15 protein-coding genes are annotated in these 18,866 nt (G+C 71.5%); 9 read left to right on the top strand and 6 right to left on the bottom strand.

Annotated features, from left to right (window positions below; translation table 11 throughout):
* The coding region (locus ACIQ9P_RS38760) for a tetratricopeptide repeat protein (RefSeq protein WP_402367082.1) at positions 1–1,625 on the top strand (1,625 nt) is incomplete at its 5' end.
* 663 nt (positions 1,626–2,288) lie between these two features.
* Here the strand turns inward: ACIQ9P_RS38760 and ACIQ9P_RS38755 are convergent.
* Positions 2,289–3,917: a WD40 repeat domain-containing protein gene (locus tag ACIQ9P_RS38755; protein ID WP_402367080.1), complete on the bottom strand. Its 1,629-nt coding sequence runs from the start codon at positions 3,915–3,917 to the stop codon at positions 2,289–2,291.
* A gap of 206 nt (positions 3,918–4,123) precedes the next feature.
* On the opposite strand from ACIQ9P_RS38755, the gene ACIQ9P_RS38750 reads away from it, so the two are divergent.
* Positions 4,124–4,276, top strand: a complete 153-nt coding sequence (locus ACIQ9P_RS38750) for a hypothetical protein (RefSeq protein WP_402367077.1) — start codon at positions 4,124–4,126, stop codon at positions 4,274–4,276.
* Between the two features lie 52 nt (positions 4,277–4,328).
* On the opposite strand, the gene ACIQ9P_RS38745 is transcribed toward ACIQ9P_RS38750, so the two are convergent.
* Complete coding sequence (locus ACIQ9P_RS38745) at positions 4,329–4,658, bottom strand: hypothetical protein (RefSeq protein WP_402367075.1); 330 nt, start codon at positions 4,656–4,658, stop codon at positions 4,329–4,331.
* A gap of 42 nt (positions 4,659–4,700) precedes the next feature.
* Between ACIQ9P_RS38745 and ACIQ9P_RS38740 the strand changes: the two genes are divergently transcribed.
* Positions 4,701–4,877: a hypothetical protein gene (locus tag ACIQ9P_RS38740; protein ID WP_402367072.1), complete on the top strand. Its 177-nt coding sequence runs from the start codon at positions 4,701–4,703 to the stop codon at positions 4,875–4,877.
* A 341-nt stretch (positions 4,878–5,218) separates the two neighbouring features.
* On the opposite strand, the gene ACIQ9P_RS38735 is transcribed toward ACIQ9P_RS38740, so the two are convergent.
* The 3 genes from ACIQ9P_RS38735 to ACIQ9P_RS38725 form a co-directional block, all read right to left on the bottom strand.
* Complete coding sequence (locus ACIQ9P_RS38735) at positions 5,219–6,874, bottom strand: trypsin-like serine protease (protein ID WP_402367069.1); 1,656 nt, start codon at positions 6,872–6,874, stop codon at positions 5,219–5,221.
* 354 nt (positions 6,875–7,228) lie between these two features.
* On the bottom strand, positions 7,229–8,455 hold the full coding sequence (locus ACIQ9P_RS38730) for a trypsin-like serine protease (RefSeq protein ID WP_402367067.1): 1,227 nt from the start codon (positions 8,453–8,455) through the stop codon (positions 7,229–7,231).
* Positions 8,456–8,578: 123 nt separating this feature from the next.
* Positions 8,579–9,103 (bottom strand): hypothetical protein, encoded by a 525-nt coding sequence (locus tag ACIQ9P_RS38725; RefSeq protein ID WP_402367065.1) that lies wholly within the window; start codon positions 9,101–9,103, stop codon positions 8,579–8,581.
* A 311-nt stretch (positions 9,104–9,414) separates the two neighbouring features.
* Here ACIQ9P_RS38725 and ACIQ9P_RS38720 point away from each other — a divergent pair, with 311 nt between their 5' ends.
* On the top strand, positions 9,415–13,614 hold the full coding sequence (locus ACIQ9P_RS38720) for a polymorphic toxin-type HINT domain-containing protein (protein WP_402367062.1): 4,200 nt from the start codon (positions 9,415–9,417) through the stop codon (positions 13,612–13,614).
* Positions 13,615–14,154: 540 nt separating this feature from the next.
* Here ACIQ9P_RS38720 and ACIQ9P_RS38715 read toward each other — a convergent pair.
* Positions 14,155–14,292 carry a hypothetical protein gene (locus tag ACIQ9P_RS38715; protein ID WP_402367060.1) on the bottom strand — a complete coding sequence of 46 codons (138 nt, stop codon included), beginning with the start codon at positions 14,290–14,292 and terminating at the stop codon, positions 14,155–14,157.
* A gap of 168 nt (positions 14,293–14,460) precedes the next feature.
* On the opposite strand from ACIQ9P_RS38715, the gene ACIQ9P_RS38710 reads away from it, so the two are divergent.
* The 5 genes from ACIQ9P_RS38710 to ACIQ9P_RS38690 all read left to right on the top strand — a co-directional run bounded on the left by ACIQ9P_RS38710 (position 14,461) and on the right by ACIQ9P_RS38690 (position 18,816).
* Entirely contained in the window at positions 14,461–15,219 is a 759-nt protein-coding gene (locus tag ACIQ9P_RS38710) for a hypothetical protein (RefSeq protein WP_402367057.1), read from the top strand.
* A 226-nt stretch (positions 15,220–15,445) separates the two neighbouring features.
* Positions 15,446–16,186, top strand: a complete 741-nt coding sequence (locus ACIQ9P_RS38705; protein WP_402367054.1) for a hypothetical protein — start codon at positions 15,446–15,448, stop codon at positions 16,184–16,186.
* Positions 16,187–16,229: 43 nt separating this feature from the next.
* A complete protein-coding gene (locus tag ACIQ9P_RS38700) occupies positions 16,230–17,003 on the top strand; it encodes a hypothetical protein (RefSeq protein WP_402367052.1) in 774 nt (257 codons plus the stop codon).
* Positions 17,000–17,827 (top strand): hypothetical protein, encoded by an 828-nt coding sequence (locus ACIQ9P_RS38695; protein WP_402367049.1) that lies wholly within the window; start codon positions 17,000–17,002, stop codon positions 17,825–17,827. The genes ACIQ9P_RS38700 and ACIQ9P_RS38695 overlap by 4 nt, the downstream gene beginning before the upstream one ends.
* Positions 17,824–18,816, top strand: coding sequence for a hypothetical protein (locus ACIQ9P_RS38690; RefSeq protein WP_402367047.1), 993 nt, complete (start codon positions 17,824–17,826; stop codon positions 18,814–18,816). Before ACIQ9P_RS38695 ends, ACIQ9P_RS38690 begins: the two co-directional genes overlap by 4 nt.
* Positions 18,817–18,866: the final 50 nt, after the last annotated feature.

Genomic DNA, 18,866 nt, shown 5'->3' with positions numbered 1-18,866 from the left:
CCCCCGACCCCGGACCCGTCACCCCTGACCAGGCCCGCGCAGTCCTGCGCCTGCTCCACCACTACGCCCTCATCACCCACCACACCCACGACACCAACCGCACGGTGCGCCTGCACGCCCTCACCGCCCGCGCCGCCCGCGAAACCACCCCCGCGACCGACACCCCCGCCACCGTCCACGCCGCCGCCGACGCCCTCGCCGAGACCTGGCCCGAACACGAGCACACCGCACGCGACCTGACCGCCGTCCTGCGCGCCAACACCGATATCCTCACAACCCACTCCGGCGACCACCTCTGGCACCCCGGAAGCCACCGCGTCCTGTTCACCGCAGGTAACAGTCTGCTCGGTGCCGGCCTGCCCCACGCCGCCGTGACGCACTGGCAGCACTTCGCGGCCACCGCCGAGCGGCTGCTCGGCGCGGAGCACCCCGACACCTTGACCGCGCGCAGTAGCCTCGCCGCCTCTTACTGGCAGGCGGGGCGCACCGGTGAGGCGATTGTTCTGCAGGAGCGGGTGGCCGCCGATCGCGAGCGGCTGCTCGGCGAGGAACACCCCGACACCTTGACCGCGCGCGGCAACCTGGCGGCCTCTTACTGGCAGGCGGGGCGCACCGGTGAGGCGGTCACCCTTCTGGAGCGGGTGGCCGCCGATCGCGAGCGGGTGCTCGGCGCAGAGCATCCCAACACCCTGACCGCGCGCGGCAACCTGGCGGCCTCCTACCGTCAGGCGGGGCGCACCGGTGAGGCGATTGTTCTGCAGGAGCGGGTGGCCGCCGATCGCGAGCGGCTGCTCGGCGAGGAACACCCCGACACCCTGACCGCCCGCGGCAACCTGGCCTCCTCCTACTGGCAGGCGGGGCGCACCGGTGAGGCGGTCACCCTTCTGGAGCGGGTGGCCGCCGATCGCGAGCGGCTGCTCGGCACCGACCACCCCAGCACCCTGACCGCCCGCGGCAACCTCGCCGCCTCTTACTGGCAGGCGGGGCGCACCGGTGAGGCGATCGTGATCGAGGAGCGGGTGGCCGCCGACAGCGAGCGGCTGCTCGGCACCGACCACCCCAGCACCCTGACCGCCCGCGGCAACCTCGCCACCTCCTACCGGCAGGCGGGGCGCACCGGTGAGGCGGTCACCCTTCTGGAGCGGGTGGCCACCGACAGCGAGCGGCTGCTCGGCACCGACCACCCCAACACCCTGACCGCCCGCGCCAATCTCGCCACCTCCTACCGGCAGGCAGGACGAACCGGCGAAGCGATCGATCTGTTGCGTTGCGTTGTGGAGGACCGGGACCGTGTTCTGGGTCCCGCGCACCCGGACACCATGATGTCCAGGGCGGACCTGGCAACCGTGCTGACCGAGCGGGGGCGTGGTCTGCTGCCCGGTGACACGGCGGGCGCGTGGCGGGATGCGGCCGAGGCGGTCCAGGCGGTCGGCCCGTACCTGTCGGGTGATCAGGCCGTGTACGGGCCCGTGCTCGCCGGCGCGTACGGGCTCGCCGCCGATGTGCTGGACGCCGACGGGCAGCCCGAAGCCGCCGCCGGCTTCGGGCCACGGGCTCTCCAGGCCGTGACCACAGCGGCACCGTTCAGCCCTGGCGACGATGCTGCGGACAGGAGTCAACCATGACCCCACCCCCTCGGCCATGACGCAGACCCGCCGGGAAGCAGCCACAGGTCGACAACCCGTGCAGTGCGGCGAGCGCCGGAAGGCATGACCGCCCCTTCTCGCAGGCACCCTGCCCACAACCCCCCCTCGGCCTCCGGCAGCAGGTTCCCGATGTTCCAGGGCGTTGGCCTCGGGGCCGCCCGGCGAGCGCGAACGAGACCAGGGCGTGGGCCGAGAACGCAGGCGGCGAGTTTCACCTCGCCGGTGCCGGCGAGCAGACCGCGATCCGCCCCGAACCGGCACAAGGACGTCGCGGTAGTAACGGTCGAAGGACAGGACGACCGGGCCCTGAAGCTGCCAGGCCACGACTGCGTCGACGGCGTCGGCCGGACCGACTGTGTGCCTGCGGTACTGACGGAGCAGCCGCTCGGCGTTTGCGTGCAGGTTCCGGTCGGCTGGCGGCAGGACGACGAAGCCCTGCCTCGCGAGCGCACCCAGGAGGACGATGGCGTTGGCGCCCTCGTCCTCCTGGAAGGGTCGGACCAAGGGTTCGCCGCAGTGCTGTCCTCCCCGCGAGCGCGGGGTCATCCGGTGCCGGCTCTGCTTCCGGAGGGGTGTGCACACATCCTGTCCACGCTCGCGGGGAGGACTGTCGGATGGGTTCCCGTAGGCCCGTTGGCGGCTTCACCGCGCCGGGTGGTCAGGTACGGGCCACCGCAGCACGACGCCGCCGTGACTGGCGGAGGCGAGGCGGCCGTCCTTGGAGAATGCCACCGACCGGATCTCACCGGTGTGGTCGGTGAGGGGTTCGCCGTGGGGCTGACGGGTGTCCGGGTCCCACAACCGCACTGTGCCGTCGTTGCTGGCGGAGGCAAGCAGTCGGCCGTTGGGGGAGAACGCCACCGACAGGACGCGGCCGGTGTGGCCGGTGAGGGGCCAGCCGCGGGGTCGGCCGGTGTACGGGTCCCACAACCGCACCGTGTTGTCGAGGCCGGCGGAGGCGAGCAGCTGGCCGTCGGGGGAGAACGTCACGGACAGGACGGTTCCGGTGTGGCCGGTGAGGGGTTGGCCGTGGGGTTGGCCGGTGTCCACGTCCCACAACCGCACTGTGCCGTCGTTGCCGGCCGAGGCGAGCAGGCGTTCCCTCGGAGAGAAGGCCACCGACAAGAGGGTTCCGGTGTGGCCGGTGAGGGGTTGGCCGTGGGGTTGGCCGGTGTCGACGTCCCACAACCGCACTGGGCCGTCGTTGCCGGCCGAGGCGAGCAGCTGGCCGCCGGGGGAGAACGCCACTGACCAGACGCTGCCGGTGCTGCTGATGAGGGGTTGGCCGTGGGGTTGGCCGGCATCCAGGTCCCACAACCGCACCGTGCCGTCGCTGCCGGCCGAGGCGAGCAACTGGCCATCGGGGGAGAACACCACCGACCATGCCCGGCCGGTGTGGCCGGTAGGGGCCTGGTGGTGGGGTTCGCCGGTCTCCGGGTCCCACAGGCGCACCGCGCCGTCGCTGTCGGCCGAGGCCAGCGGCCGACCGTCGGGGGAGAACGCCACCGACAGGACCGTGCCGGCATGAGCCGTGAGGCTGCGCTCCACCGAGAACCGGAAGGCTGCGGGCTGCAGGATCACCGAGGCCGGTGGCGGCATGACGGGCGATTCCTGCGGGCCCGTCGCGGGCGGCTCCGATGCCGAGCCCAGTAGGTCATCGGTCTTACGCGTAGCGGTGGCTATGGCCTCCTTCGCTGTGGCTTCCAGGGCCGCGACGCGCTGAGCCAGTTCGTCGCGCTCTGCTCTCAGCTCAGAGATGTCCGAGGTCGACAGGAGCGGAGTGCCGGCCAGCTCGATCGGCCTCGGCCCCAGGGGAGAGGCGGACTGCTCCCGCGAGGTTGTCAGGCCGGTGTTCACACGGAGGCGTTCGACGTCCTGCCAGCGGGTGCGCCACTGCTTGACCCGCTCGTCGTCGCGGCCCACGGAGCCGCCGTCCCCGAGGGTGAGCAGGGTCTCTACGAGGGCGATCAGGAAGTCCAGGCGAGGCAGGCGCTCGCCGACCAGGGCCTCGCTGACCGCGGAGACCGACAGAGGCCGGGACGGCGGTGCGGCCTTCGCCACCTCCCGCAACGCCGGCGACCCGCAGGCGATCCGCAAGTCGCGCAGTTCCTCCGCGAAGAGGGCCAGTTCCTCCGGGTACCTGCCCAAAGGGCGCGGCTGTTCGGTGGTCGAGTCGTCGCTCACGCAGTCTCCCTGACGATGTGTGAGAACACCGTAGAGTCCCTGGTCGGCGGCCGGGGCCGAAACCGGCCGAAGACCGGCGAACAGCACCGACGTCCGGCCGGGGTCGGTGTTGATCGGGCTGGCACGGGTGTATTCGTACCGGGCCGGGGCCTTGGCGGGTCTCAACTGATGGACATGGACACCGACGACACCACCCAGCAGCCCACCGCCGACACCCCCTCGCGGCCCCTGTCGCGGCGCCCGCCGCTGTGCCGACCCCCGCGACGGCACCACCCGTTGCCGCGCCCCAGCCGGTGCCGACCCGGGACCGGATCCTGGACCTGATCGCCCTGGTCCTCCGGCTCGCCGCGGCCACCACCGTGTTCGTCCTGGTCGGCACCGGCGCCTTCACCGCCGTCACCAGCGTCGGCATGGGCCTCTACGCCACCTGGCGAACCCGCCGCTGACCACCCACGGCCGGTGCGGAGGCCCCGACTCCGGGATCCCCGCACCGGCCCGTCAACGATCCCGCACGGCCCCGGCCCGGCCGGTCCGCTCGTCCGGACGAAGCCCTCGAAAAGGTGGATCGGGGCCCCGCAGCCGGAGCACGGTGAACAGGAGGCGGGGGACATCGTAGAAGGTGTGCGGACCGCTGCCGGCGGAGTTGCCGTGCCGGGGGCGGGGGTCGTTGAACGTGAGGGTCTCCTCGCCGTAGCGGCAGGTGGCGCTGAGTTCCTGGTGGGTGTAGGTGATGTCGGCGTCCCGTGTCCGGGGTTCGGCCGGGGTGTCCTCGTCCTCGTCGGGGCCGAACATGTCGTACCAGCTGCCCCGGTCGCACCGTGCACCCACATCCGGGAGACGTGGCGCGGGTCGTGTTGGCCGGGGATCCGCATGGGGACGAAGCCGCTGTTGGCGCTGTCGGTGACGAGCCGGTCGACCTCGGTGGGCGGCTTCGCGGGCGGGCACAGGGCGAGTCGGAACCACTCGGCGTGGAAGCGGCCGCAGGCGCTGCCGTTCTCGGGGCAGGGCCGCACGCTGCTCGGCAGTCACTTCCACTGCTGCAGGTGACGGACGCCGGCGCGGACCACCAGGGCGAGCGGGGAGGCGATCTCCTTCCAGCTCGGCGGTCGTGCGGGAGCGGCGGCGGACGGTGCCGGCGCTGATCGGCGAGTACTGGGCCTCCCCGCCGATCCGAGGCCGTGGTCGCCGGTGACGAGGACGTCGCTGCGATCCGGCCGTCGCGCGCGGCGAGGCTCTGAGCCTCGCCGCGCGCGATCCGCGCTTTCATCGCCCTGTGCTTAGCGTGAGGGTGTTGCTCTGGTGGCTGTCGGCGGTGTCCCGGACACGAGCCCGGTGGTGTGGGCACTCAGGTGGGTGCCGACACCACCGGGCTCGCCCTGTGTTTCCGGTCAGAGGGTGCCGGTGATGGCGGTGCCGGTGTGGTTGCCGGTGTGGCCGGGGAGGTCGAGGTTCTGGGGGGTGCTCCAGGTGGCGTCGGCGTGGCGGGAGACGAGCAGGACGCGGTTGTCGGTGGTGGTGATGGCGATCTGGGTGTGGCCGTCGACGGGGGCGGCGCTGACCGAGGTGGCGGTGGTCTGTCCGACGATGCCGGTCAGCGGGCTGAAGGGCTGCCAGCTGGCGTCCTGGTGGCGGACAGTGTGGAACAGGGCGCCGGTGTTGGTGACGGCGACGAGGTTCATGTCGCTGCCCTGGCGGCTCATGGCGACAGAGACGACCGGGCCGGTCCCGCCGGCGGCTTCCTCGACCGGGCCCCAGGTGCCCCAGTTTCCGTCGGCGTGGCGGGCGGTGTGGAATGCCTGGCCGTTGGCGACGACGGCGAGCTGAAGGTCGGAGCCGGAGCCGGCGACAGCGACGGCGGTGGCGCCGTTGAGCGGGCCGGTGGCGGAGAAGACGGGGCCGAAGCCGGTCCAGTTGCCGTCGGCGTTTCGGACGGTGTGGAAGAGCTGGCCGTCGGCGAGGGCGACGACGTGGAGGTCGGCGCCGACGGAGGAGACGGCGACCCGGGTGATGTTGCGGAGTTCGCCGGCGGCGGTGTTGAGGTCGCCGAAACTGTCCCAGGCTCCGTCGAGGTGGCGGACGGTGTGGTGGAGGCGGCCGTCCCCGCCGAGGGCGACGACGTGGGTGTTGCTGTCGATCCCTGCCGCGGCCACGGCCTTGACGCCGCCGATAGCGCTGACCTGGATGTCCTCGTTCGGGGTCCAGGTGTTGTCGTAGAGGCGGGTGGTCCGGGACAGGCCGGTGCCGGAGACGACCAGGGCCTGGGTCTTCCAGCCGAGCGCGGTGGCGCGGACGTGCTGGATCCAGCCCGCCACGTCGTCGGTGCGACTGTTGGCCGCGCCGGTGCGGGTCTCGGTCTCGCCGAGGCATCCGCCCTGCCACGAGCGGGACGCCACCGCTACCAGCTCGGTCTTTCCGTCGACCTCCCGCACCACCGGGGCTCCGGTGTCGCCCTTGCAGATCGCCGAGCCGCCGGTGCCGGTGGTGTCGACGGCGGTCGGGCGGACCCCGGCGAGGGTGAACGCACCGACGTGCAGCCGGGTGGGCAGCCACTCGGTCCTGGTGCGGCCGTAGCCGGGGGCCTTGAGCTTCTCCGCCGGCGCGGGCGCGGTGGTCGCGACGTGCAGCGGGACGATGCCGTTGACCGGGGCGGCGAGCTTCGCCATCACCAGGTCGCGGTCCGGGCGGGCCACGAGCTGCACCACCTCGGTGGAGACCCCGGTGCTGGTCGCCGCGAGATCGGTACGGCCGACGGTCACGCTGGTGCGCCACCTCGGGGCGCCGCCCACCCCGGTGGCCTGGGCGGGATCGTCCGAGAAGCACGAGGCCGCGGTGATCACCCAGGAGCGGTCGACGAGCGCACCGGTGCAGGTGCGGAACGTGTCACCGATCGTCAGCCGCGCCGTGTAGTCGTACCAGGTGTCGGGAACGGGGTCACCGGCCGCGGCATGAGTGGTCGGGGCCGCGAGGGTGGTGAGGGCTCCGGCCGTGAGGGTCGCCGCGAGCAGGCGGGCGCGGCGCGCCCGGAGGGAGGTCTTGGAATGCATGAGGTCTTCCTCGAGGTCTTGGTGGATGGCCGCAGGTGACCGGTCGGCCGGTGATGGTCGGTTCGACGGAGGTTGTCGGCGTCTGTCCCAGGCATTCACCGCCGACGCGGTGGCCGTCCTTCACGATGTCGACGTTCCGGGTGCTGCCGTCCGCGGTGAGGCCAGCGCGAACGGCGCGCCCGGACGTCCGGGGGCAGAACACCTCGGACAGTTCCGGAGCGGGGCGGGGCGGGGCGGGGCGGGGTGGGGCGGCCTGTGGCCGAGTCGGCCTGGAGCCCGATCTCGTTCTCCGCGCTTGCGGGCGGGGTGCTGCCCGGTTTCGGGCGTCCTCCCGCCCGCTGCGGGATCGGGTGCTCAGTCGGTGCTGGCGGCGGTGATGGCCTTGACGCCCGTGGCGCCGCCGGGAATCTCCTTCCAGGCGGTCCAGCGGCCGGTGTTGTAGTCGGCGGTGGTGGCGTGGAGGGATCCGTCGCTGCCGATGATCTCCACATCGACCAGGCCCGTGTTGCCCCGGGCGGCGGCGGTGATCTTCTGGGCGCCGTCCCCGGCGACCGCGCCTCCCGGCACCGCGTTCCAGGTCCCCCACCGGCCGCCGACCTTGCCGTCACGGCTGTAGACGCGATGGTTGCTCAGGACCGCGTACACGTGCACGGTGTCGCCGACGGCGACGCTGTCCACCGCCAGCAGGCTCTCGTTGCCGGTTGGTGACCAGCTGTTGCTCCACCCTCCGGTGGTGTAGTTCGCGACCGAGTCGTACAGGGCGTTGTCGGAACCGATAATCTGCACATGGGTACCCGCCCGCACGTCAGCCGTGCTGTACCTCAGGTCCTTCACCCAGCCCGCCAGGTCGTCGGTGCGGCTGCCGGCGGCGCCGGTACGGCTCTCGCTCTCGCCGAAGCAGCCGCCCTGCCACGAACGGGAGGCGACGGCAACCAACTCGCCGACACCGCCGGTGTCGCGCACGACGGGCGCGCCGGTGTCGCCCTTGCAGATCGCCGCGCCACCGGTGCCCGTGGTGTCGACGGCGGTCGGACGCACTCCGTCGAGGGTGAAGGCGCCGACGTGCAGCCTGTTGGGCACCCATTCGGTCCCGGTACGGCCGTAGCCCGGTGCGCGGAGCTTCTCCGCGGGGGCGGGCGCGGTGGTCGCGACGTGCAGCGGGACGATGCCGTCGACCGGGGTCGCCAGTTTCGCCATCACCAGGTCACGGTCCGCACGGGCCACGAGCTGAACCACCTCGGCGGAGACACCGGTGTTGGTCGTGTTCAGGTCGGTGCGGCCGACTGTCACGGTGGTGTGCCACTTCGGGGCGCCACCGACGCCGGTCGGCCGGGCGGGGTCGGCGGCGAAACAGGATGCCGCCGAGATCACCCAGTACCGGTCGACGAGGGCACCGGTGCAGGCGCGGAAGGTGTCGCCGATCGCCAGACGGACGGTGTAGGCGTACGCGTTGTCGCCCGCCGGATCGCCTACGGCGGCGTTCGCTGGCGGGCCGGTGAGGCCGGTCAGGGCACCGGCTGCGAGCGCGGCTGCGAGGACGGTGGCTCTGGCACGGAGCGGTTGAACGGATTTACGGGGCACGGGGTTCTCCGTATGGGAGGGGCACTGGCGTAGCGGGTTGCGGGAAGGACTGTCGGGAGCATCGGAGGAAGCCGGGCAACGGCGTCCGCGGAAAAGCTCCTGCGTTGGATCGCGGGTGGTGTTTCAGCCGGTGACCCGCAGCTCGACGAGAACCGTGCTCGCCTGGCCGGGAACGCCCTGCCCGACGGGCGTGACGGACTTCGGGCGGACGTTGACCTGCGTCACCCGGTCGCCCGCGACCACCCTCGCGGTGACAGCGCGCGCCTCGGTCCAGATCATGTAGACGTCGGGAAGCTCCATGGCGAGGTAGCCCGCCGTGCCGTCGACGGTGAAGCAGTAGCCGCGCTCGGCGAGGCTCGACTCGACGAAGATCTCGTTGTGTGCGTCGCAGCTGGTGCGTGTGGCGATCACCGGTTCTTCCTTGAGCCGGATACGGCCGTCGCCCTGCTTGAGCGTGATCTTCTGCTGCTCGAGGAGGCGGCCTGCGCCCGGGTGGAGGAAGTCCTCGACGGCGGTCGGCATGGCGCCGGCCTCCGGGCTCGCGCCAGGGGTGGCCTGGGCGGTGCCGAACGGTCCGAGGCCGGCACCTGCTGCCAGGGTGCCGGCAGCGCAGGCCAGGAGCATCGTACGGAAACGAGATACGGGCAAGACCGATCCTTCAGGTGCTGATACCGCCGGATCCCGACGAGAAGCCGCCGGTCCGACGAAGAACGGGAATTTGGTTTGCGCAACGTAACAGCAGTCGATCGCACAGGCGAATCGACGCCATAATTCCGCAGCAGAAACTCCCCAAGGGCCCCTTCGTACACCTTGACATTCCTTCCGGATGCCGCACAAAGTCTCCTGGGCCGGAGTGACTTCACCAGTTGCTCCGCCGCTCCGACGCGCCCCGAGAGAGACCTTCGTACACCTTGACACATTGCTCGGGGACAATAATCTTTTGCGACAGGAATTAATTCATGAGCCACCCCTGGCGTTCCTCCGGAACGCCTGTACCTGCCAGCGGGAAAAAATCCCGCGCCGACCTGACATCACTGGTGCGCCGCGCGACTACCGGTCTGCTGCCGTTGGTCCTCGCGGCAGGCATGCTCGGTGCCGCGCCCGCCGCCGCGGCGGACCCCGACTCCGCGCCGCGGGCCTCGTCCCCGACGGACCGGAGCCTGGTCGTCAGCCTGTGGCTGAACGGTGGCCCCGGGGTGAGCGCCGCCGCCGAGACGGCGCTCACCGGGACGGACACCGACGTCAAGCGGTTTCTCGAGGTCGAGGCCGCGAGGGCCGGATACCACGACGACCGGATCGCCGCCGCGCAGATGATCAGTCTCGGCGGAACCGTTGTGCGCGACGCTGCCGTGAAGGCGCTGCGGGGCTCCACGGCAGACCTCCAGGCATTTCTCGAGGACGGCTGGCGGACACCCCTGCGGCACGACCGCCGGATCCAGACCGCGCATTTCCTCACCACCGGCGGACAGACCGTGAAGGAGTGGGCCACCAAGGCCCTGCGGGGCACTCCCGAGGACATCAGGAAGTTCCTCGAAGAGGATCAGTTCGAGGCGGCCGCGATCGACAACCGCATACGGGCGGCACAACTGCTCGCGGTCGGCGGCCCCGCGACGAAGGAAGCGGCGACCGTCGCACTGCGGGGCACCCGCGACGACGTCGCCGAGTTCCTGTCCGTCGGTCAGTTCACGGCCCGCGCCCGGGACCAGGAGCGCGCGACCGTCGCCCAGCTGGCCGATCAGGCGGAGCAGGCGGGCAAGCAGGCACAGGCCGCCAAGGAGGCCGCCAAGGAGGCATCCGCCCGCGCGGTCGAGACCGCCAGACAGGCCAAGGGCGACGCCGAAACCGCCGCCAGGGAGAGCGAGGCCGCGGGCAACGATGTGACCCGCGCTTCGGCGGCCGCCGATCGTGCAGCCCAGGCGGCCCAGGACGCCACCGCCGCCGCCGTCCAGGCAGCGGCCGCCGCAGGCGCCGCCAACCAGGCTTCACGGGTCGCCTCCGGCGCCGCCGCGCAGGCCGCGAGCGCCGCCGGCGGCGCCGCAATCGCCGCCGCCAACGCCCGAAGGGCCGCCAACGCCGCAGCCTCCGACCGTGGCAGGGCCGCCGAAGCCCGCCAGCGCGCCGAGGAGGCCCGCAACGCCGCCGGCGACGCGGACCGCGCCGCGACCGCGGCGAACGACGCCGGAGCCGCCTCCCAGGCGGCGGGAGAGGCCGCCGACGCGGCCAGGACCGCCGGCGGCAACGCGAACGCCGCCGCCGGCTCCGCCGAGAAGGCCGGCCGTCTGGCGAAGACCGCCGGTGCCGCCGGCGACCGCGCGCAGGCCGCCGCCGACTGGGCCCGCCGCCAGGCCGCGGAGGCCGAACGCGCCGCGACGGCGTCCGCGACCCTGGCCGCGCAGTCCTCCCAGGCCGCGTTCCAGGCCCGCGACGCCGCCGGTTCCGCAGCCACCCACGCCCGCAACGCGGCCGCGGCCGCGGACAACGCCGCCGAACACGCGGGCGAGTCCGCCACGTCCGCCGCCGAAGCCACCCGGCAGGCCGAGGAGGCCCGCAAGGCCGCCGACACGGCCGCCGCGGCGGTCACGACCGCCGGCAACGTCTACGACCTCGCCCGCAGGACGGAGGCCGACGACCTCACGGCCAGCACCGAGGCAGCCGTCGCCAACGCCCGCGCGATGAGGACGGCCCAGGAGGAGGCCGCCACCGGCATCGGCACCTACCTCGCCGACTGGAAGGCCCAGGACCAGGAGGCCGCCGACCTGACCGCCGAGGCAAACCGCCCCGGCACCGACGCGAAGGCATTCGCGGCCAAGGGGCGCAGGACCGCGCTGCGGACCGTGAAGACCGGCGGTCCCTGGAGCCAGGAGGCCGCCACGGTCGCCCTGTCCGGCACGGACGACGCCGTCCTCACGTGGGCCCGCACCGAACGGCCCAGGGCCGAGCAGGCCGACATCCGCCAGAGCGTGCAGGAAATCGCCCGGAACAGCCCCGACGAGACCGTCCGCAACGCCGCCGGCGCCGCACTCAAGGGCGACGCCCAGCAGATCGAGGGCTTCTACACCACCGGCCGGCACAAGGCCGCCTTCCATCACGACCGGATCCGCGCGGCACAGGTGCTCAGCGCCGGCGGACCCACCGTCAAAGCGGCCGCCGAGAAAGCCCTCAGGACCGGTTCGCCCGAGGACGTCACCAAGTTCCTGCTGATCGGCCAGCACACCGCCCGCCGGATCGACGAACGCATCCAGTCCGCCCAGCTCATCGCCACCGGCGGCCCGGAAGTCCAGGCCGCGGCCAAGTACGCGCTCTCCGGACCGCCCGAGCTCGTCACCTCCTTCCTCCAGTTCGGCCAGTACACCGCCGACCGGAAGGACCAACTGGCAGCCACCCACGCCGCACAGATGCGCCAGCTGATCGCCGAGGCCGCCCGCACCGCCGCCAACGCCCAGCAGGACGCCTGGGAGGCCACCGAGGCCGCAGCCCTCGCCAACAACGCCACCGACGAGGCCGAAGCCGCCCGCAACCAGGCCCGCGGCCACGCCGACCAGGCCGGGAAGCACGCCACCGACGCCCAGGCGTCCGCCCAGGACGCCGAAGCGGCCGCCACCCGCGCCAGCCGGTCCGCCACCACCGCCCGCAACGCCGCCCAGGCAGCCTCCGACGACGCCGCCAAGGCCGCCGCTTCCACCATCCGCGCCCGGACCTCCGCCAGTCAGGCACGCTCCTCGGCCAGGGCCGCCCGCACCGCCGCGAACAACGCCCACGCCTCCGCACGCGCGGCAGGCAAGGACGCCGCCCAGGCACAGCAGGCCGCGGACCAGGCATGGGCCATCACCGCAGAAAAGGAGAGCCAGGAGCGCCAGGCCGACCTGGCCGCCCAGGACGCGCACAACCAGGCCGAGGCCAAACAGTTCGCGGAAGACCTCCAGAAAGCGATGGAGGAACAGATCCGACAGGACGCCTCCAAGGCTCGCGACTTCGTCGAGACCTGCAGCAGAATCAACCTCTGGACGTCGGACCACGTCGCCATGAAATGCCGGGACGGTCTCGGCGGGTACTTCGGCGGGAAATACGGCCTGCTCGGATCCGGTGGCCCTCTCGGCTCGTACTCCCTGCTGGGAAATCTGAACAAGCTCGGCACCGTCCTCGAGAACGACACGCAGTTCGTCGTGACAGTCGTCAAGGACATACTGGGTGTCACCACCGCCGAAGAGTGCGTGAAGGAGAAGAACGCCGTCTCCTGCGTAGAACTCGCGGCCGCACTTTTCCCCGCCGCGAAGTTGGAAAAAGTTGCCCAGCTCCTCAGGCGAGCCAAAACCATCGAAGAGACGGCCGCGGCCTCACGACGCAGCCGCCTGTTCACGAAGTGCTTGCGGCCGAACAGCTTTCCGGCAGGAACTCCGGTCCTCATGGCCGACGGAACCACACTCCCCATCCAGGAGGTCGCCGTCGGCGACCAGGTCCGGGCAACCGACCCCGAGACAGGCCGGGACGGCAGCCGCCGCATCACCGGCACGACCTACACGCCCGACGACCGGGACTTCACCGACCTGACGATCAAATCCCCGAACGGATCCCTCGAAAAACTCACGTCCACCGACCACCACCCGTTCTGGTCGGCGAAGGACTCGAAGTGGATCGACGCCGCAGACCTCCGCAGCGGCGACACCCTGCGAACCCCCAGCGGACAGACCCCCGAGGTCACTCAGGTCAACCACCGTACGAACCTCGAAGCGGCCTACAACCTGACCGTCCAGGATCTGCACACGTACTATGTACTCGCTGGCAACACGCCGATCTTGGTGCACAATGGCGGCGAGGCGGGACCGGGGCAGATTTATCTCTGGCGCGGCGTTACAGCTCCTGAACTCGCGGACATCTCAAAGAATCGGACTTGGAACAGCCCGCAGGGTGTCAAGTACTTCTCCTTTACGGAGCAAGGCGCAGCCGAGTATTCCCGAAGGGCTTACGCGGCCTACCCCAAGGAAGGGCCTTATACCATGATTCGCACCACGGTCAATGTTGCGGATCTGCCAGAGGGTGCCCGCATGGCATACACTGCCGACGTGATTGATGGCGGAGTGGCTCTCAACAATGATGAATTGAAGATCCTGGGACGGCCGGCAATCATGACCGGCATGAGCACTGGCGTGGCTTGCAAATGAGATACGTAATTGCGGCGTCCACGGAGCGGATGGTCGAGGCGTGCAGGAACGCCCTGGGTAGCAGGCCAGGAGTCGAGTTTCGGGTTGGCTCGGTACCAGAAACTGGGGCAGACTGTGATGCTGCGATTTTGAGCTTCCCGCTTGCTCATGAACGCTATGACGGAATCCCGCGAATTGGTGTAGCACAGGTCTTGGTGAACACGCGAGGAGATGGCGCGCCAAGCATTATCCTGGCAACCCCCCCAGCCCCTCCGCAAACCCTGGCGGGCAGTGGTAGCGATTCCGAGATCGAGAGGCACGTATTTCATGTCCTCGACTCGTGCGTGGCTGAGTTTTTGAATGCCTTTCCTGGGCGCGAGGAAAGCTCGAAGATTCTTGTCCATCTGGAGGCGTCTGGAATTGATCGGAGGGACCTTGCCGCACCCATCGCGGGGGTTTTGAAATTCCTGTCGCAGGCGCGGCCCGCTATAGGTGAATAGGGCGCCAGAGGTCCCACCGGAACTCTTCCGGTGGGGCCTCTGGGCCGTCTTGACGGCAACGTCAGCGGACGGGTGCTGCACGAAGTGGCGGTTCGTCGCCGTCGTCGGGCCGGGTGGCGGGCTCGGCGGGGGCGCGGAAGGCGTTGCCGAGGAGGTCGTTGGCGTCGCGCTGGAGGCGGAGTCGGACGTCGGCGTACACGGTGGCAGTTGCACCGATGTGGGCGTGGCCGTGGCGTTCCCTGATGACGACGAGTTCGACGCCCTGTTCCAGGGGGAGGGCGGGCCGCTGAGTGGCGGAGGTCGTGGAAGCGGATGCGGCGGAGCCTGAATCGGCGGAGCAGTGCCGTGAAGTATCGACAGCCTGAGGATGGGTCGCACCGTGGAGAACCACGGCTGGGACATCATTGTCGTCGTCGCCGCCGAGGAACTGCTGGCCGACACCACGGTGCCCGAATCCCAGTGCCTGGCGCTGCGCGGCGACCGGAACGCGACCGCCGCCTGCACCGCAGCCAAGAGCGGTGACCGGGGCTACGCGTTCGCGCTGATCGCCGAGTCCACCGACAGCGCCGCCGCGGCCGGACGCTCCTCCGGCCTGGTCGACGGAGTACAAGGGGTGGCGCTGCACGAGGTGTCGGTGCACTACGAGCTCCGCGACGCCGGCCAGGCGATCGGGCACGCCCGCACAGTCGACCCCACCGCGCTGCCGACCGCCGAACGGCAGGCCCGGTTCCTCACCGACGTGGCCCGCGCCTTCGACCAGTGGGGCGAACCGGAACAGTGCTACCGGGCGCTGCTCGCGGCAGAGCACGCCGCCCCCCAGGAGGTACGTCGCGGCGCGGTCCGCGACCTCGCCGTCGGGCTGCTTCGCCACGACCGGCGCCTACCCGGAGTACGGGGACTTCGCCGCCCGCGCCGGAGCGCCCGCAGCGCTGTGACCACGGCCGGAGAGGCTTCGGCCTGCCCGGAGTCCGGGCTGCGCGCCGACGTTCACCGCCGTGCACGCGGGATCACGGGGACGGAAGGCTACCCACGACGGGTTGCCATGACCCGTCAGGGCCTCGGACGATTTCGGTTCGATCACGGTGGGTCCCTTTGGTCGGACCTTGGGCGGGAGTACGGTGATTGATCTCTTTGGCGTCGCGGCCCGCTTGCTCGGATAATTCGGTCGGACGCATAGGGAGCGGGCGGCGCGCGAGTCGCCGGGGTGCCCGCGGGACGACCTGTGCGCACACTTCCCGACCTTCCCTGGGGGACTTCCCTTGTCTGCGCACGATCACCTGCCGCCCATCGCCGACCCGGCGCAGGATCCGGCAGCCTCCCTGTCCGCCGAGCCTGACCGTACCGCCCCTCCGGTGGCGGTACCCGCCGTGGAGCGGAAGCTGCCGCGGGCCGTCGGGGTCGGCCTGGCCACCCTGGGCCTGCTCGCCGTGGCAACGGCTGCCGCTGCCGTCACGGTGGCTGTGGGCAGGCCGGACGCACAGCCCGTGCCGGCGGCCCCGACCGCTACCGCGGCCGCAGCCGCGGCCACCGTGCCTCCTGTGGTACCCGCCCCCACCGCGACCGTGCCCGCGCCGACCAGCACCCTCCGAGGCACGGTCAGCAACGGCCGCCACGACGGCGACCTGCGCTTCTTCCTCCTCCCGATCCCCGAGGGCGGCGAATCCTACGGCCCGGCCGACGGTACGCCGGTGACCGACGAGGACATGGCCGACCAGATCGGCGGAGGGACGGAGATCATGACCGCCCTGCGCACCTTCGGCTACAAGGACGCCGCCACCCGGACCTACCGCACCAAGGACGGGAAGGCCGAGGTCACCGTCACCCTGCTGCGGTTCACCACGGCCGCCCGGGCCGGCGAGTTCGCCAAGAGCTTCACCATGGACCTCCCCGCGGTTGAGATCACCGGCGACCCGGCCGCCCACGGCTACGTCCGCAAGCCCAAGCAGCAGGCGTACACCGGCTCGATGAGCGGCATCTCCAACCAGGGTGACGTGCAGTACATCATCGACGTCGACATGAAGGGCGACCCGGACAAGGCGCTGCTGGACGAGCTGATGAAGCGCCAGCGCGACTGGCTCACCTCCGGGCGCTGAACCCCGCCCCGTCCTTTCCCCCCTCCCTCTGGAGAGTCCTCGCGTGACCACCGAACCTGTGCCGTCGTCACCCGCAGCGGTGCCGGCCGAACCGCCCACCGCCGGTCCGGCGATCCCACCCCTCCCTCGCGGGCCACGCCGTCCGCGCCCCGCACTGCTGCTGGCGTGCGCCCTGGTCCTCGGCACCGTGGCTGGCGTCGGCGCCGGTTACGCGATCCAGTCGGGCCGTCCCCCGACGCCGCTGCCACCGCTTCAGGTCGCCCTGCCGACCTACCCGTCCGAAGTGGTGGATCCCGCCGCCGTCGCGGCGGCAGCGCCACCGCCGCTCGCCATCGATGGCGACCTGCGCGGTCTGCTCCTCACCGCTCCCAGCGGCAGCACGCCGTGGGCCGACGAACCGGACAAGCCCAGCTGGGTCACGGTGGGCGAACTCGCCGAGCGCGCCAAGCAGGCAGCCGACATCTTCAGGTCGTACAACCAGCAGGGCTTCCGGCGCGCCGCACAGGTCGCCTGGACGCAGGACGCCCTGGACATCCACATCACCCTCACCCAGTTCAAGGCCGACTTCGCCAACAAGGCCGACAACAAGAGGTGGAACCCGGGCGAATTCGAACCCTTCGCCCCTGAAGCCAACGGCGGGTTCCGGACCGAGAGCAAGCCCGCCTACTGGGCCGAGACCACCGATCAGTACTACCTGGGCCTGGCGGTCGCACAGCGCGGCACCGTGCTGATGCAGGTCAGGGTGTTCGGGACGAAGCCGGTGGACGCCGAGGTCGTCAAGAACCTCGCCAAGCAGCAGTGGGAGCGGCTGGTATGACCGAGAGCACCGTGACCGCCACCACCGAACCGCTGCCACCGACCGGGCCGACCGCCCCGACACCCGCCTTCGCCTCCGCCCCCGGCGCCACCACGACCTCCCGCCGGGTGCTGCGCGCCGGCGCCGCCACGGTCGCGGCGGCCCTCGCCGGTGTGGCCGTCGGCGCAGGCATCGTCGAGGTGCGCTACGACGATCCCCCACCCGTCGTGACCGCCCCGCCGCCGTCGCTGCCGACGCCGCGCGCCGCACCCTTCGGAGCCAAGCCCAACGGCAGCCACTTCGGCTCTCTGCACGACCTGTTGCTACCGGTCCCCGACGACCACGACCCCGGACCGGACGACGGCGAGTACGGCAACGACACCGAACTGACCGGCGATCGGCTGACCGCCGCGTTCGAGGACGACCTCGGCCCGCTGCCCGAGGAACAGCGCAAAAAACTGCGGCAGTCCTGGAAGGACCTGCACGTCAAGGCCACCGCTGTGCGCACCTACACCGACCGGCAGGGCAACCGCGTGATCGGCATGAAGCTGCACCAGTTCAACCAGCAGGAGGTGCAGAAGGCCAACGAGTTCACGGCGGTGTTCACCGGCGACACCGGAATCTTCCGCCTCGGCCCGGCCGTGGCGGGCCATCCCGAGGCGCACTGCTACCTCCTGCCCGCGCAGCCGTCCGCACCGATCGATCGGATGACCTGTTCCGCCGCCGAGGGAGACCTCCTGGTGGTCATGGACACCGAAGGCGTGGCACCGCTCGCCAAGGACCGGATCGTCGCCATGTTCGCGCAGCAGCTCGACCGCCTCGCCGTCCCGGGAGCCTCCGCATGACCGACCACGACACTTCCGCCGTGCCGCCCGCCGCCCCGGACCCGGGCACCCCACAGCCCGGGGCCCCGGCACAGGCCACCGCAGACCCCTTGGACACCCCCGCCCCGGCTGCGCCGCTGCCGGACGAGGAACGCACCGCCCGCCGCACCCGGCGCAGGAAGGCCGCGGTCCGCTGGTGCGCGGCCGCCGCGGTCTGCGTGCTGGCCGGGACTGCCGGCACGCTCGCCGTGACCTCCTCCGACCGCACCGACCTGCCGGGACTGGCCACCGAGAGCGACGGGCGCTACACCTTCCCCCCGCTGACCCTGCCGCCACTGCCCTCGGGCAGGTCGGCCCCGAAGGAGAACAAGAGCCGCCACGCCGCCGACCTGCGGCGCCTGCTCCTCCCGGTCCCGGCGGAGGCGGGAGGCTCCCTCACCCCGGCAGTGTTGCCACCACCCACCGTGCCCGCGGCCGGCGACACGGCGAGTACCGGCCCGGCCACCCCCGCCACCGTCCCCGGTTCCCCCAACCCCACTCCCGCTTCTGCGGCAGCGGGAGTGGGAGCCGGCTGGGTCGACTGCAACGACCTGGCCACCGAACAGAAGGACCCGGCCAAGACGCGTGCCCTGCTCGCCCAGTACGCCTGCCGGACCGCCACGTTCCGCGAGTGGACGACCTCCGACGGCACCCGGACACAGATCCGGCTGCTCTCCTTCGGCTCCTCCCACGAGGCGTGGTCGGTGTACGCCGCCCTGCGCGACGGCGACGGTCCGAAGGACATCGCGGACCTGGGAAAACTCACACCCCAGGGCTGGGACGAGGTCTACGGCGTCACCTTCGCCACCCGCGCGTCCCGCACCGCGGACACCCGAATCCTCCCGGCCGCCCGACTGGCCCACCTGGCTGCCGGCGACCTCGTGGGCGTCATCACCATGACCAATCCGAACGGCGTGCCGGGCGCCGCGTTCCAACAGGTAGTCACCCTCCAGTCCGACCTGCTGACCTGAGATGACTCGTCTACGTGGCAGAGTGGTTCGTCGGGGGACAGCCGCCTCGT

The sequence above is a fragment of the Kitasatospora sp. NPDC094019 genome (genome assembly GCF_044764505.1).
Lineage (GTDB): Bacteria > Actinomycetota > Actinomycetes > Streptomycetales > Streptomycetaceae > Kitasatospora.
Note: the sequence above shows the minus strand (reverse complement) of the source record. Positions and strands in the feature narration are given on the sequence as shown.

Bases quoted from the DNA above. Each gene is read 5' to 3' on its own strand.
- ACIQ9P_RS38735 (WP_402367069.1), bottom strand. From the start codon at position 6,874: ATGCATTCCAAGACCTCCCTCCGGGCGCGCCGCGCCCGCCTGCTCGCG.
- ACIQ9P_RS38720 (WP_402367062.1), top strand. From the start codon at position 9,415: ATGAGCCACCCCTGGCGTTCCTCCGGAACGCCTGTACCTGCCAGCGGG.
- ACIQ9P_RS38690 (WP_402367047.1), top strand. From the start codon at position 17,824: ATGACCGACCACGACACTTCCGCCGTGCCGCCCGCCGCCCCGGACCCG.
- ACIQ9P_RS38740 (WP_402367072.1), top strand. From the start codon at position 4,701: ATGGGGACGAAGCCGCTGTTGGCGCTGTCGGTGACGAGCCGGTCGACC.
- ACIQ9P_RS38710 (WP_402367057.1), top strand. From the start codon at position 14,461: ATGGGTCGCACCGTGGAGAACCACGGCTGGGACATCATTGTCGTCGTC.
- ACIQ9P_RS38695 (WP_402367049.1), top strand. From the start codon at position 17,000: ATGACCGAGAGCACCGTGACCGCCACCACCGAACCGCTGCCACCGACC.